The sequence below is a fragment of the Streptomyces sp. AC550_RSS872 genome (assembly GCF_019049285.1).
Lineage (GTDB): Bacteria > Actinomycetota > Actinomycetes > Streptomycetales > Streptomycetaceae > Streptomyces.
This window is the reverse complement of sequence record NZ_JAGMUL010000060.1, coordinates 16,878-30,300: the sequence shown is the minus strand read 5'-3', so window position 1 is coordinate 30,300 and position 13,423 is coordinate 16,878. Positions and strand designations below refer to the sequence as shown.

Below are 13,423 nucleotides of genomic sequence, written 5' to 3'. Positions count from 1 at the left end.
TGCCCCTCGCGTGCGCTCCCCGGAGTGCAGATACCCCCGTGCGCTCCCCGGAGTGACACCGTCCGCGTCCGCTCCCCCGAGTGCCGTCACCCGGGCGCGCTCACGCGCGCAAGGCCGGCACCGCCCGCTTCCGCTGCCCGGGCTTGTCGTGGCCCGGGCCGTGCCCCTCGCGCGGCGGTTCCGCCGACGGCAGGCGGATCACCGCGTCCACGCCGCCCGCGGCCGAGGCCCGCAGGCTCGCCTCGCCGCCGCTCGCGTGCGTGAGGCGCTGGACCAGGGACAGGCCCAGGCCCGTGCCGCCCTTGGGAGCGGTCGGGGCGCGCCAGAAGCGGTCGAAGGCCCGGGCGCGCTGGTCCGCGGTCATGCCGGGGCCCTCGTCGGTGATGTGCAGGTCGACCCAGGCGGGGCGGGCGTCGCGCAGGGCGCGCCGGGCGGGGACGTGGAGCCGTAGTTCCATGGTCACGGTGCTGTCGGGCGGGGAGGCGCGCAGGGCGTTGGAGAGCAGGTTGTCCACGATCTGCTCGACCCCGCCGGGGACCGCGAGGACCGGCCCGACACTGCCCGCGAACAGCACCAGGGAGACCCGCTGCCGCTCGAAGAGGGGCAACCAGGTGCGGTGCCGTTCGGCGCAGATCGCGCCCACGTCGACCGGCGCGGGCGTCGCGGAGTCCTCCTCCAGGCGGGCCATGGCCAGGAGCCCTTCCACCATCCGTGCGAGCCGGTCGGTCTCCGTCACGGCGGCCGTGAGACTGCCCAGGCCCCGGTCGGAGACGTTCGGCTCCAGGTTCTCCAGCCTCAGCCGCAGCGCCGCGAGCGGCGTCTTCAGCTGGTGGGAGGCCTCGCCCGCGAACGCGCGCTGTGCGGCGAGGAGATGGGCGAGCCGGGCCGCCGTACGGTTGAACGCGGTGGCCAGCCGGCGGACCTCGGGCGGCCCCTTCGTCATCGTCACCGGCCTGGCCCGGCCGCCCTCCGCCAACTCATGGGTGGCGCGCTCCAGTTCACGGATCGGCCGCCCGGCCCAGCAGGCGATGGCGAACCCGACCACGGCCACCGCCGTGAGCACCCCGAGCCCGCCGAGTGCCAGCAACAGCCAGACATGATGGACGCGTTCGTGCACCGTCTGCGTCGGCAACGTCAGCCATACGGCACCCTGGAGCCGCCCGTCGCGCTGGACCGGCCCGGCGACCGACAGGTACTCGACGCCGCCGATGGTCGACGTACGGACGTCCACCGTGGAGGTGCCCCGCAGCGCGGCCGCGATGCCCGGGCGGGAGGCGAGGTTCGACGACATGATGGCGGCCAGCGGATGCGAGGTGGCGAGCAGGGCGCCCGAGGCGTCCACGACGACCACCTTCCCGCCGATCCGCTCGGCGCAGTGCGCCACCCGGCGCGCCAGATCCCGTTCGGCCCGGCCCGTGCTGAGCGACAGCGAGGCGTACGCGGAGACCGACTCGGCCTCGTCCTTCGCCGCGCTCACCACCCGCTCCCGCTCACTGCGCGAGTACACGAAGCCCAGCGGGACCTCCAGACAGAGCAGCACGAGCGCGGCGAGCGAGAGATAGCTGAGCAGCAGCCGGCGGGTCACGGCGAGGACACCTGCGGCCCGCCCGGCTCGCTCTGCACCGCCAGCCGGAACCCGACCCCGCGCAAGGTCTGGATCCACCCCGGGTGCCCCAACTTCCGCCGCAGCGCGGCGACATGGACGTCCAGTGTCTTCGTCGGCCCCTCGTAGTGCGGGTCCCACACCCGGTCCAGGATCTGCTGCCGGGAGTAGACCGCGCCGGGGTCCTCGGTGAGCAGCGCCAGCAGCTCGAACTCCTTCGGGGTGAGCGTGACGGGGATCTCGCCGACCCAGACCTGACGGGTGCGGCGGTCCACGACGAGGGGGCCGGGTGCGGTGTACGTGGGCTGGGGCGCGGGTTCGTCGTACGCCGGGGACGGCGACGGCGGCAGGGCGTCGTAGGCCGGCGGTGTCGTCGCCTCGTACGACAGGGGCGGCGTCATCGTCTCGAACGACGGAAGCGGTGCCGTGCCCAGCTCCGCCACCACCGCCTCCGTGCGCTGGGTCCGCCGGGTCACCGCCCGCACCCGCGCCACCAACTCCCGTACGCTGAACGGCTTCGCCAGATAGTCGTCCGCGCCCAGCTCCAGCCCCAGCACCCGGTCGGCCTCCTCACCCCGCGCACTCAGGATGATGACCGGCACGTCCGAGACCCGCCGGATGCCGCGGCAGACGTCGATGCCGTCCATGTCCGGCAACCCGAGGTCGAGCAGGACGACATCACCGTACGGTCTTCTCAGTCCCTCGGCGCCGGTGGTCACATGATCCACCGTCAGTCCGAAGTGCCCGAGGCCCTCGGCGAGCGGTTCGGCGATCGTCTCGTCGTCCTCGATGAGCAGCACTCGTATGCCCATGCGTCCTGTCTCTCCGTGAATTTGCATTCTCTGCCCTGACGTCGACACGCTACAAGAGACAAGCGCTTGCAGGGCATTGCGACAAAGAATGTCCAATTACTGGACGTGCTCTGGCCTTTGCTTAACCTTCCGCTGGCGCGCGCTCCTCTACGGTGCTGTCAACTGGCCGAACTCCCCATCGAGGAGGCATCGTTGAAGGCGCTGCTGGACCGTGCCCGCTCGTTCAAGCGTCGGGTCGATTTCGAGAGCGGTGAATACCGGAAACTGGCCGAGGGGCAATATCCCGAAGCACTCTTCATTACCTGCTCGGACTCGCGGGTGATTCCCGCCCTGATTACCGGCGCCCGGCCCGGAGAGATATTCGAGCTGCGCAACGCGGGCAATATCGTGCCGCCGTACGGCAGCCCCGGCGTGTCCGGGGAGGCCGCCACCATCGAGTACGCGCTGGAGGTGCTCGGGGTTCAGGACATCGTCGTGTGCGGTCACTCACACTGCGGTGCGATGGGCGCGCTGAAGGCGGGCGACGACCTGTCCGCGCTCCCGGGCGTGGACGCCTGGCTGCGGCTGGCCCGTCCCGAACTGGCGCCGGTCCTCGACGCCGCGTCCGACGACCCGTCGCTGCCCGACGTGGCCCAGGGCAATGTCGTCAACCAGCTTGCCGTACTGCGGAGCTACCCGGTGGTGCGGCAGCGGCTGGACGGCGGGCGGCTGCGGCTGCACGGCTGGTACTACGAGGTCGACACCGGGCAGGTGCACGAGCTGGAGGGCGACGGGCTGTTCCGGGTGCATACCGGATGAGCGGGGCGCATGCGCGCGGTAGGGGTCCCGGGCGTACGAAGGTGAGCGCGCCGAGGGGTGGGGGTGGCGCCGCCGAGGTGCCGAAGGCCGGGGGTGCGAAGCTCGACCTGGCGGGCGAGATCACCGCCTCCCTCGTCGTCTTCCTGGTCGCCCTGCCCCTGTGCATCGGCGTGGCCGTCGCCTCCGGTGTCCCCGCCGAACTCGGCATCATCTCCGGGGTGATCGGCGGTCTGGTCGTCGGCGCGGTCCGGGGCAGTACGCTCCAGGTCAGCGGGCCGGCCGCCGGGCTCGCCGCGCTGGTCGCGGAGACGGTGCTGGAGCACGGCGTGGCGATGCTCGGTGTGATCGTGCTGTTCTCGGGCATCCTCCAGATCGTGCTCGGGGTGGTGCGCCTCGGGCGGATGTTCCAGGCGATCTCCCTCGCCGTGGTCCAGGGCATGCTGGCCGGCATCGGGCTGCCGCTGATGTTCAGCCAGGCCTACCCGATGGCCGACGCCAAGGCGCCCGGCACGCCGATCGAGAACATGGCCGGCATCCCGGGCCTGTTCGCCGGCATCCTGACCAACCCCCAGGCGATGATCGCCACGCTGCTCGGCGTCGCCACGATCGTGCTGAGCTTCGTGTGGAAGAAGGTGCCGGGCCCGGCGAAGAAGATCCCGGCCGCGCTGGTCGCGGTCGGCATCGGCATCGCGGTCGCCGCACTGCCCGGCGTGGACGTGAAGACGCTCCAGGTCGGCAATCTGCTGGCGTCGGTGCAGGTGCCGGGGGCCGAGCAGTTCGCGGGTCTCGCGCAGCCCGCGATCCTCACCTCCATCCTCACCTTCACGGTGATCGCCTCGGCGGAGAGCCTGTTCACCGCGGCCGCCGTGGACCGTATGCACAGCGGCCCACGCACCCGCTACAACACCGAACTCATCGCCCAGGGCGCCGGAAACACGGTCGCGGGCGTCCTCGGCGCCCTCCCCGTCACGGCGGTCGTGGCGCGCAGCTCGGCGAACGTCCAGGCCGGCGCGAAGACCCGTATCTCCCGCACCCTGCACGGCCTGTGGCTGCTGGCCTTCGCGCTGCTGCTGCCGCAGGTCCTGGCCCTGATCCCGATCTCGGTGCTCGCGGGCGTCCTCGTGCACAGCGGCTGGAAGCTGTTCGCACCGGAGGAGTTCCCGAAGATGTGGCGGCAGGACCGGGGCGAGTTCGTGGTGATGACGGTGACGACCGTGGTCATCGTGGCGACGGCGCTGCTGGAGGGGGTCCTCATCGGACTGGCCGCCGGGATCGTGCTGGCCGCCCTGCGCATGTCGCATACGGTGATCCGGCAGCACGTCGAGGACGACACCGCGAAGGTCGTCATGGCCGGCAACGCGACGTTCCTCCGGCTGCCCCAGGTCATCGAGGCACTGGAAGCCGCCGCGGCCTCGGGCAGGCCCCGCATCCGCCTCGACCTGACCGGCATCACCCATCTGGACCACGCCTGCCGCAACCAGGTGGAGGAGTTCACGGCACAGCAGCGGGGGCTGGGCCTGCGGGTGGAGCTGCTGATGCCGGGCCCGGCGAAGCCGGCTCCCACGACGACCGAGCCGGAGCCGACACCAGCACCGATGCCGGCACCGCCCCCGACGGCCGCACCGTCCGCTCCCGGCCCGGACGCCGAGTGGTTCTACCTGGACACCCGGCCACTGCCGACCGACGCCACCGGCTACGCGCAGCGCCCACCGCTCGTGGGCTGAGCGGCGCCGAAAATCGCTTCGCTCCATGTGGGCGGCGCCCTACTGTGACGTGATGACCACGCGGATGATCATCCTCAACGGCGGTTCCAGCTCGGGGAAGTCGGGGATCGTGCGGTGTCTCCAGGCCGTACTGCCGGAGCCGTGGCTGACGTTCGGGTGCGACTCGTTCGTCGAGGCGCTGCCCGCGAGGATGCAGGCGTCGGACGCGGGGATCACGTTCGCCGCGGACGGCGGGGTGAGCGTCGGGGCGGACTTCATGGAGCTTCAGGCGGCCTGGGCGGAGGGCGTCGTGGCGATGGTCCGCGCGGGCTCCAGGGTCGTTGTCGACGACGTCTTCCTCGGCGCGGCGGCGACCCAGCGGCGGTGGCGGCGGCATCTCGGCGACCTGGACGTGCTGTGGGTCGGCGTCAGGTGCGAGAGCGCGGTCGCGGCGGGCCGTGAGATCGCGCGCGGGGACCGGGCCCCGGGAATGGCCGCATTGCAGGCGGACATGGTGCACGAGGGCGTGGTCTACGACCTGGAGGTCGACACCACGCACACCGAGTCCCTGGAGTGCGCTCGGGCCATCGCCGCACGGGTCGGCTGAGGTCCGCCGTCTGGGTTTTCCCGACCCCACCGACTTCGGGAAGTTCTTCACCCGTCACATCGGCACCTGCCCCGGCACCTGCCTCGGCACCTTCCGCCACATCCACCAGGGCCAGTCGCGGTTCCGTGAAGGCCAGGTGGCGGACGCGGCCGATGTCATTCGAAGCGATTCGACGATGGCGTCCGCAGGTGAAAGAAATGTGTCCGCCTGCGCAGAGTCTTGCTGTTCAAAGACCCCATCATTACTGTCCCCGCAGACGCAAGCGCTTCGACACTTCAGCGCCTGCGTCTGGCAAGCCCGGTGCTTGGAAGTAAGGGGACCGAGCACCGTTCCCGCAGTTCTTGAGCGCGCCACCTCGACGACACGAGCCACCCACCATCGCGAGCAGCACCGCATGCGAACGGAGCGAAGGTGTCAACACGTCAGCTGATCGACCGTCTCGGCCGCCTCGCTTACGGAGCCGATCGGTCGGCCAGCTGCGCAAGCACCTCGGACGGAGCTGAGTCGCGCCGTCCCGAGCCAGGACTCGCCGGCGAGCGACACCTCGCGGCGCCAGAGTCCGCCACCAGACCGGGGGGGCCGGAAGAACCACCCATCGCCGTCCTTGGAGGGACACATGAGATGGCAAGCCCGTAAATCCATAAGCGGCAAGTCGGCCGGGTTCGGTCGGCTGGCCCTGATCGTCGCCGTGATCGCCGGATTCCTGAGCTTCGCGTCTCCGGCGCAGGCAGCGGTGTACTCCACCTGCGAGCGGTACGGTCAGTACACCCAGGGCACCTGGACGATCCACAACAACCTATGGGGCGACAACCACGGCAGGCAGTGCCTGACCGTCGACAGCATCAAGTCCTGGTACATCGATGCGAACCACTCCGGCGGCGGGATCAAGTCCTACTCGAACACCTCGGTCCGGCCCCAGACGCCGCTGTCGCAGTTGAACTCGGCGGGCTTCTGGTACAACACGTCGTCGGCTCCCGCCGCCGGCGGTGACAACTGGGGCTGGACGGCCGACCTCTGGTCCACCAACAACCAGGACGAGATCATGGTCTTCACCAGCTGGACCCCGGGACCGCTGGGCGGCTGGGGAAGGCAGGTCGCGTCCAACGTGACCATCGGCGGCGTCCGGTACGCGTCGGTCTGGCAGGCCGATCCCGGCTGGAACGTCCTCCAGTTCATCCCCGCCCAGCAGAGCAACACCGGCACCATCGACGCCGCGGCGGTCTGGCGATGGGCCGCGTCGCAGAACCTCCTGCGCAACACGACCTTCGACACGATGCAGTTCGGCCTCGAGATCACCTCGACCAGCGGCGTACAGAAGCGGTACTCGCTGAACTCCTACAGCGCCTGGTGGAACAACACCTCCGGCGGCGGATCAAGCATCTAGCCGCATTCCTGGCCATGGACGCCTCGAACCTGGCGGCGTCGCACGAGTCGGCCGACGCGCACACGGTCGGCCGACTCGTGCTCTACCTGGGCGACCGCGACGTACCCGACCCGTTCGGGCAGCCGGACAGCGCCTTCCACGGCTGCATCGACACGATCGTCGCGGGCGCCGCCCGCCACCTTCAGCGTCCGGACGGCTGACCCGCGGCCGACAGGATCGCATCGACCAGCCGGTCCGCCGCGTCGGGGCGGCCGTGAGCACGTGCCCGCTCGGCGACACTGGCGCGCCGTCCGCCGTCGGTCAGCAGCGGACCGACAGCTGCCTCCAGGCTCGCCGGTGACACCTCGCCCAACAGGGCGACGGCGGCACCGGCGTCCTGCAAATGACGGGCGTTGTGCGCCTGCTCGTTACCGGCCGACGACGCCAGAGGGATGAACACCGCGGCCTTGCCCAGTGCGGTCAGTTCGGCGATCGTCCCGGCACCGCTGCGGGAGATCACCACATCGGCCAGAGCCAGCACATCGGGCAGCTCGCTGCCGACGAACCCGGTCAGGTAGTAGCGGGCCACCAGGGCGGAGGGCTTCCAGCCGGCCTACAGCCGTATTGACTTCCGTGCAGCCGGCGCGCCTTCAGACGAGTGGCCGTTGGGCCGCCCGCTGGTCGGCCTCAACTGCGCACCCCGCCATAGCCCGGATCGGTGGTTCCGACCCTTGAAGGTTATAGGTACGCAGAGCAGTGGGCGTTCTCCATGCTGACGGTGCACGTACCTGGAAGCGGACATGAACGACACAAGAAAGGGGAGTGCACATGACGCCTGTACGGCGGGACACCGTGAAGGTGCGACATGTGGCGTCCGTGCTCATGCTGGCCGCGGTGGGAGCGATGGGCATAGCGTCTCCGGCCATCGCGCAGTCAGAGCCCAGCAGTACTGCCGCGGCCGCACACCAGAGCTACGGCCCCGCAGCGGTCACCTGGGGAATCGAGAGCAGTCACTCCACGCTGGCGAAATGCGAGGCGAGGGGACGGTCCTACACCAGTAACTCCGGTTACGGATGGAAGTGTGAGCGCCAGGTCACTGACCACGGCGTTATCTATTACCTGTGGACCTGGATTCCTTCCTGACCTCGGTCTTGCATGAGGGTCCGTCAGCTTGCTGACGGACCCTCTCCGGTCGTTCAGGGCGGAGATTTCCGCCAACGGGACGCTGCTGGTCGGCCGGGGTTTGGGAGGGCATCGAGCCGGGCGAGCGCGCTGTTGATCACGTAGGCCGTCAAGAAGTCCGCTTACGCGACCCGCACCTCGTACGTCGCCACCCGCACCGACTCGTCGTCCAGGCACACCCCGGTCTCCAGGTCGAAGCGCTGCTTCAGCAGGGGCGAGGCGACGAACGGGCGGCCCTGGTGGGTGCCGGTCAGGCCGCGGGAGAGGACTGCCGCGCCGCCGAACGGGTCGCGGTTGTCGATGGCGTACAGCTTGCCGGAGCGGTCGCGGAACAGGGCGGCCTGACGGCCGTCGGGCAGCAGGGCCGCCACGCCGCGGCCGGGGAGCAGCCGGGACAGTTCGCAGACCGTGAACCAGCCGTTCTCCAGTTGGAGTTCGATCTTCAGGTCGGTCGTCTCGGGTGCCAGGGTCATCGCTGGGCGCTTCCTTCCAGGGGGCGGTGGCCGATGGTCAGCAGCGGCAGGTCGGGCTTGATCTGGTCGCGCTCGGGGACGAAGCCGACGACCGGGTCGGGGGTGTCGGGGGCGTTCACGAAGGACACGAACCGGGCGAGCTTCTCGGGGTCGTTGATGGTGGTCGCCCACTCGTCGGCGTAGTGCGCCACGTGGGCCGCCATCAGGGACTCCAGCTCCTCGCAGATGCCGAGGGAGTCCTCCACGACGACGTCGCGGACGTGGTCCAGGCCGCCGGGGATCCGCTCCAGCCAGGTCGAGGTGCGCTCCAGGCGGTCGGCGGTGCGGATGTAGAACATCAGGAAACGGTCGATCAGCCTGATCAGTTCGGCGTCGGACAGGTCCTGGGCGAGCAGGTCCGCGTGGCGCGGGGTCGCGCCGCCGTTGCCGCCGACGTACAGGTTCCAGCCGGCCGAAGTGGCGATGACGCCGAAGTCCTTCGACTGGGCCTCGGCGCACTCGCGGGCGCAGCCCGACACCGCCGACTTGAGCTTGTGCGGGGAGCGCAGGCCCCGGTAGCGCAGCTCCAGGTCGATCGCCATGCGGACCGAGTCCTGGACGCCGTAGCGGCACCAGGTCTGGCCGACGCAGGACTTCACCGTGCGCAGCGACTTGCCGTAGGCGTGGCCGGACTCGAAGCCGGCGTCCACCAACCGGGTCCAGATGAGGGGGAGTTGCTCGACCCGCGCGCCGAACATGTCGATCCGCTGGCCGCCGGTGATCTTCGTGTAGAGACCGAAGTCGCGGGCGATCTCACCGATCACGATGAGGCCCTCGGGGGTGATCTCACCGCCGGGGATGCGCGGGACGACCGAGTACGAGCCGTTCTTCTGGAGGTTGGCCAGGAAGTGGTCGTTGGAGTCCTGGAGGGAGGCCTGCTCGCCGTCCAGGACGTAGCCGCTCGCGCCGATGGTCGGGGCGAGGGAGGCGATGATCGAGCCGACCGCCGGCTTGCAGATCTCGCAGCCGTCGCCGCCCTTGGCGCCGTCACGGCCGTAACGGTCCAGGAGGTCCTGGTAGGTGTTGATGCGCAGGGCGAGGACGATCTCGTACAGCTCCTCGCGGGTCTGCGAGAAGCAGCCGCACAGGCCCTTGTCGACCTCGACGCCGGACGCCTCCAGCTCGGCGGTGACCAGCTGGCCGAGGACCTTGACGCAACTGCCGCAGGTCGTACCGGCCTTGGTGCACTTCTTCACCTCGGGCACGGTGGTGCACCGGTGGTCCGTGACCGCGCCGCGGATCGTGCCCTTGGTGACGTTGTTGCAGGAGCAGATGATCGCCTCGTCCGGCAGCGCGGACGGGCCGAGCTGGGCGGGCGCACCGGCGCCGGCCGGCAGGACCAGAGACTCGGGGGAGACCGGCGGGACCGAGCCGGTGAACGCCTTCAGCGTGCCGTACGCCTCCGCGTCGCCGACCAGGATGCCGCCGAGCAGCGTGCCGTCGCGGCCGATGACCAGCTTCTTGTACAGGCCCGCACGGGAGTCGGAGTAGACGACGTCCAGGCAGTCCTCGGCGGTGCCGTGCGCGTCACCGAAGGACGCCACGTCCACGCCGAGCAGCTTCAGCTTGGTGGAGAGGTCGGCGCCGGTGAACTCCGCCTCGTCCTGCGCGATGGTCGCGGCGGCCGTCTCGGCCTGCTCGTAACCCGGGGCCACCAGGCCGTACACCCGGCCGTCGGAGGCCAGCGCGCACTCGCCGATCGCGAAGACGTGCGGGTCGGCGACCGTACGGCACTGCTCGTCGACGGTGATGCCGCCGCGCTCGCCGACCGTCAGCCCGCAGTCGCGGGCCAGCTGGTCGCGGGGGCGGACACCGGCGCTGAACACCACCATGTCGGTGGCGAGTTCGGAGCCGTCGGACAGCTTCATGCCGGTGACGGCGCCTTCGGCGTCGACCACGATCTCCTGCGTGCCGACGCCCGTGTGGACGCTCAGGCCCATGTCCTCGATGGTGCGCAGCAGCGCGGCGCCGCCGCCGTCGTCGACCTGCACCGGCATCAGACGCGGCGCGAACTCCACGATGTGCGCCTCGACGCCCAGGCCCTTCAGCGCACCGGCCGCCTCCAGGCCGAGCAGACCGCCGCCGACCACGGCACCGGTCGTGGCCTTCGTCTTCGCGTACTCCTCGATCGCGAGGAGGTCCTCGATCGTGCGGTAGACGAAACAGCCGGTGGCGTCCTTGTTCGGGACCGGCGGTACGAAGGGGTAGGAGCCGGTGGCGAGGACGAGGGTGCCGTACTCGAAGACCTCGCCGGACCGGGCGGTGACCTTCCTCGCCTCGCGGTCGACGGAGACGGCCGGGTCACCGATGTACAGCTCGATGCCGTGGTCCTTGATGAACTCCATGTCCGTCATGGAGAGGTCCTCGGGCGTCTTGCCCGAGAAGTACGAGGTGAGGGCGACGCGGTCGTACGCCGGACGCGGCTCCTCGCACAGCACGACCACGCGGTGCGTGGCGGTCAGGCCGCGCGCGGCGAGCGCTTCGAGGAAGCGCTGGCCGACCATGCCGTGGCCGACGAGCACGATCGTGGGGGTGGCCTCCGTGGCCTCCGGGGTGGCGGTCATCAGGAGCCTCCATCGTTGGTGAGCAGGTGGAGCAGCGGGCCGTCGTCGGGGAGCGGCTCTGCTCCCTCCCAGGCGCGGGCGAGCGCGCCGACCGTGCCGAGTTCGCCGACGAGAACCCCGCCGACCAGGCGGTCGTCGCGGACGACGACCTTGCGGTAGGTGCCGCGGGTGGCGTCCGTGAGCTGGACGACGTCGTCCCCGGGACGCGGCTCGGTCTCGCCGAACGCGGCGAGGTCGAAGAAGCCCTCACCGGCCAGCGTCAGCCGGGTCAGCGCGCGGGTGCCGGTGTAGCGGGCGGCGCCGTCCCCGGCGAGCAACTCGGCCAGCGCATCGGCCTGTTCGAGCGCGGGCGCGGCCAGCCCGTACACCGTGCCGTCGTGCTGCGCGCAGTCGCCGATCGCCCGGATGTGCGGGTCGGACGTACGCAGCTCGTCGTCGACGAGGACGCCCTTGTGGACGGCGAGCCCCGCGTCCTTGGCGAGGCCCGCGCGCGGGTGGACACCGCAGGCCAGGACGACGAGGTCGGCGTCGAGGGCGTATCCGTCGGCCATCTCCACCGAGCGGACCGCGCCGCCGACGCAGCGCACGTCCCGCACGCGGCACTCGGTGTGGATCTCGACGCCGAGGTCCTTCAGATGCCGCTGCACGAGCTTCGAGGCGCTCGGGTCGAGCTGGCGCTCCATGAGCCGCTCGCCCTGCTGGGCGAGCACGACCTGCGCGCCGCGCAGCGCGAGCGCGCGGGCCGCGGAGACCCCGAGGAGCCCGCCGCCGATCACGACCGCCCGCACGCCCGGCCGGACTGCCTTGGACAGGCCCAGGCAGTCGTCCATGGTGCGGAAGGCGTGGACGCCCTCCGGCAGCTCGTGGTCGGGCGTGAACAGGCCGCGCAGCGGCGGCAGTACCGGGTTCGAGCCGGTGGCCAGCACCAGTGTGTCGTATGCGATCTCCGACCCGTCCGCGAGATGTACGGCTCGCATCTCGCGGTCGATGCCGGTGACCCGGCCGCGCGTCAGCTCCGCGGGCGCCGGGAGGGCGATCACCTCGGGGCTGTACCGGCCGGCCAGCACCTCGGCGAGCAGCACCCGGTTGTACGGGCGGTGCTCCTCGTCGCCGACGAGCGTCACGGGCGTGCCGAGCTCGCCGAGCCGCCGGGCGAGTCGTACGCCCGCGAGGCCGGCGCCGATCACCACCACACGCGTATTCGAGGTCATGGCATCGAGCGTGCGGTGCCGGTGTTTCCCGACCGCATCGCATCTGTTTCCCGTGAGGAACGCTGCCCTCAGCGGGCGCGAGGGGCGGGTGTGAGGGTTCGGCGGGCACGGTGCGGGCGGGCTGTGAGGCCGGGCGCGGCCGAACCTCAGATACTCCTCATGTACATGGACGGCACACGCATCCGCTGCCTAGGGTCGCGATCATGCCCGACATATCGCTGACCATGGTCGTCGTCCTGTGCCTCGCGGCCCTGGTGGCCGGCTGGATCGACGCCGTGGTCGGAGGCGGCGGCCTCCTGCTGCTCCCGGCCCTGCTGCTCGGACTCCCCGCGAACACCCCCGCCGCCTACGCGCTCGGCACCAACAAGGCGGTCGCGATCGTAGGCACGACCGGCGCCGCCGTGACGTACGCCCGCAAGGCACCCGTGGACGTGCGGCTCGCCGTGCGCATCGGCCTCGCGGCGCTCGCGGGCTCCTCCGGCGGCGCCTTCTTCGCGGCCGGCATGAGCACCGAGGTGCTGAAGCCCGTGATCATGGTGGTGCTGCTCGCCGTCGCCGCCTTCGTCATCCTGCGCCCCGCCTTCGGCACCGCCCCGGCGACCGGCCCGGCCTCCCCGCGCCGCGTCCTCGCCGCGATCGGCCTGGCCGGCTTGGGCATCGGCTTCTACGACGGCCTGATCGGCCCCGGCACCGGCACCTTCCTGGTCCTCGCCCTCACCGCCGTCCTCCACCTCGATCTCGTCACCGCCTCCGCCACCGCCAAGATCGTCAACTGCTGCACCAACGCCGGAGCGCTCGCCACCTTCGCCTGGCAGGGCACGGTCCTGTGGCAGCTGGCCGTGGTGATGGCTGTGTTCAACCTGGCGGGCGGCATGCTGGGGGCGCGCACGGCGCTGAAGAAGGGGAGCGGATTCGTCCGGGTGGTACTGCTGACGGTGGTGTTCGCACTGGTGGCGAAGCTGGCGTACGAGCAGTGGGTGGCCTAGGTTCTGTCGGCTTCGGCTTCGGCTTCGGCTTCGGCTTCGGCTTCGGCTTCGGCTTCGGCTTCGGCTTCGGCTTCGGCTTCGG

General features: G+C 70.8%; 11 protein-coding genes and 1 pseudogene. 6 read left to right on the top strand and 6 right to left on the bottom strand.

Annotated features, from left to right (window positions below):
• Positions 1–100: 100 nt before the first annotated feature.
• Together KUM44_RS24365 and KUM44_RS24360 are read right to left on the bottom strand one after the other, a co-directional pair.
• Positions 101–1,585: a HAMP domain-containing sensor histidine kinase gene (locus KUM44_RS24365; protein ID WP_217211049.1), complete on the bottom strand. Its 1,485-nt coding sequence runs from the start codon at positions 1,583–1,585 to the stop codon at positions 101–103.
• Positions 1,582–2,415: a response regulator transcription factor gene (locus KUM44_RS24360; protein WP_217211047.1), complete on the bottom strand. Its 834-nt coding sequence runs from the start codon at positions 2,413–2,415 to the stop codon at positions 1,582–1,584. Before KUM44_RS24360 ends, KUM44_RS24365 begins: the two co-directional genes overlap by 4 nt.
• 192 nt (positions 2,416–2,607) lie before the next feature.
• On the opposite strand from KUM44_RS24360, the gene KUM44_RS24355 reads away from it, so the two are divergent.
• The 5 genes from KUM44_RS24355 (at position 2,608) to KUM44_RS24335 (ending at position 7,107) form a co-directional block, all read left to right on the top strand.
• Positions 2,608–3,213, top strand: a complete 606-nt coding sequence (locus KUM44_RS24355) for a carbonic anhydrase (protein ID WP_217211045.1) — start codon at positions 2,608–2,610, stop codon at positions 3,211–3,213.
• On the top strand, positions 3,210–4,937 hold the full coding sequence (locus KUM44_RS24350; RefSeq protein ID WP_217211043.1) for a SulP family inorganic anion transporter: 1,728 nt from the start codon (positions 3,210–3,212) through the stop codon (positions 4,935–4,937). The genes KUM44_RS24355 and KUM44_RS24350 overlap by 4 nt, the downstream gene beginning before the upstream one ends.
• A 52-nt stretch (positions 4,938–4,989) precedes the next feature.
• Positions 4,990–5,523, top strand: a complete 534-nt coding sequence (gene cpt / locus KUM44_RS24345) for a chloramphenicol phosphotransferase CPT (protein ID WP_217211041.1) — start codon at positions 4,990–4,992, stop codon at positions 5,521–5,523.
• A 616-nt stretch (positions 5,524–6,139) separates the two neighbouring features.
• A complete protein-coding gene (locus tag KUM44_RS24340) occupies positions 6,140–6,907 on the top strand; it encodes a hypothetical protein (protein WP_217211039.1) in 768 nt (255 codons plus the stop codon).
• A 14-nt stretch (positions 6,908–6,921) separates the two neighbouring features.
• Positions 6,922–7,107: a hypothetical protein gene (locus KUM44_RS24335; protein ID WP_217211037.1), complete on the top strand. Its 186-nt coding sequence runs from the start codon at positions 6,922–6,924 to the stop codon at positions 7,105–7,107.
• Here the strand turns inward: KUM44_RS24335 and KUM44_RS24330 are convergent.
• From KUM44_RS24330 to KUM44_RS24315, 4 genes and pseudogenes are all read right to left on the bottom strand, one after another.
• Positions 7,089–7,478: pseudogene (locus KUM44_RS24330) on the bottom strand (glycosyltransferase); the annotation flags it as partial. The gene KUM44_RS24335 and the pseudogene KUM44_RS24330 overlap by 19 nt on opposite strands.
• Before the next feature lie 712 nt (positions 7,479–8,190).
• Positions 8,191–8,541, bottom strand: coding sequence for a nitrite reductase small subunit NirD (gene nirD, locus KUM44_RS24325; protein ID WP_217211036.1), 351 nt, complete (start codon positions 8,539–8,541; stop codon positions 8,191–8,193).
• The gene (gene nirB / locus KUM44_RS24320) at positions 8,538–11,144 is read right to left on the bottom strand and encodes a nitrite reductase large subunit NirB (protein WP_217211035.1); all 2,607 of its coding nucleotides are present in this window, start codon (positions 11,142–11,144) and stop codon (positions 8,538–8,540) included. Before nirB ends, nirD begins: the two co-directional genes overlap by 4 nt.
• The gene (locus KUM44_RS24315; RefSeq protein WP_217211034.1) at positions 11,144–12,355 is read right to left on the bottom strand and encodes an NAD(P)/FAD-dependent oxidoreductase; all 1,212 of its coding nucleotides are present in this window, start codon (positions 12,353–12,355) and stop codon (positions 11,144–11,146) included. The genes nirB and KUM44_RS24315 overlap by 1 nt, the downstream gene beginning before the upstream one ends.
• A 203-nt stretch (positions 12,356–12,558) precedes the next feature.
• Between KUM44_RS24315 and KUM44_RS24310 the strand changes: the two genes are divergently transcribed.
• Positions 12,559–13,341, top strand: a complete 783-nt coding sequence (locus tag KUM44_RS24310; RefSeq protein ID WP_217211033.1) for a TSUP family transporter — start codon at positions 12,559–12,561, stop codon at positions 13,339–13,341.
• The last annotated feature ends 82 nt before the right edge of the window (positions 13,342–13,423 follow it).

Coding starts and splice junctions, on each gene's coding strand:
- nirB (WP_217211035.1), bottom strand. CDS start 11,144: ATGACCGCCACCCCGGAGGCCACGGAGGCCACCCCCACGATCGTGCTC.
- cpt (WP_217211041.1), top strand. CDS start 4,990: ATGACCACGCGGATGATCATCCTCAACGGCGGTTCCAGCTCGGGGAAG.
- nirD (WP_217211036.1), bottom strand. CDS start 8,541: ATGACCCTGGCACCCGAGACGACCGACCTGAAGATCGAACTCCAACTG.
- KUM44_RS24315 (WP_217211034.1), bottom strand. CDS start 12,355: ATGACCTCGAATACGCGTGTGGTGGTGATCGGCGCCGGCCTCGCGGGC.
- KUM44_RS24310 (WP_217211033.1), top strand. CDS start 12,559: ATGCCCGACATATCGCTGACCATGGTCGTCGTCCTGTGCCTCGCGGCC.
- KUM44_RS24360 (WP_217211047.1), bottom strand. CDS start 2,415: ATGGGCATACGAGTGCTGCTCATCGAGGACGACGAGACGATCGCCGAA.
- KUM44_RS24350 (WP_217211043.1), top strand. CDS start 3,210: ATGAGCGGGGCGCATGCGCGCGGTAGGGGTCCCGGGCGTACGAAGGTG.
- KUM44_RS24340 (WP_217211039.1), top strand. CDS start 6,140: ATGAGATGGCAAGCCCGTAAATCCATAAGCGGCAAGTCGGCCGGGTTC.
- KUM44_RS24335 (WP_217211037.1), top strand. CDS start 6,922: ATGGACGCCTCGAACCTGGCGGCGTCGCACGAGTCGGCCGACGCGCAC.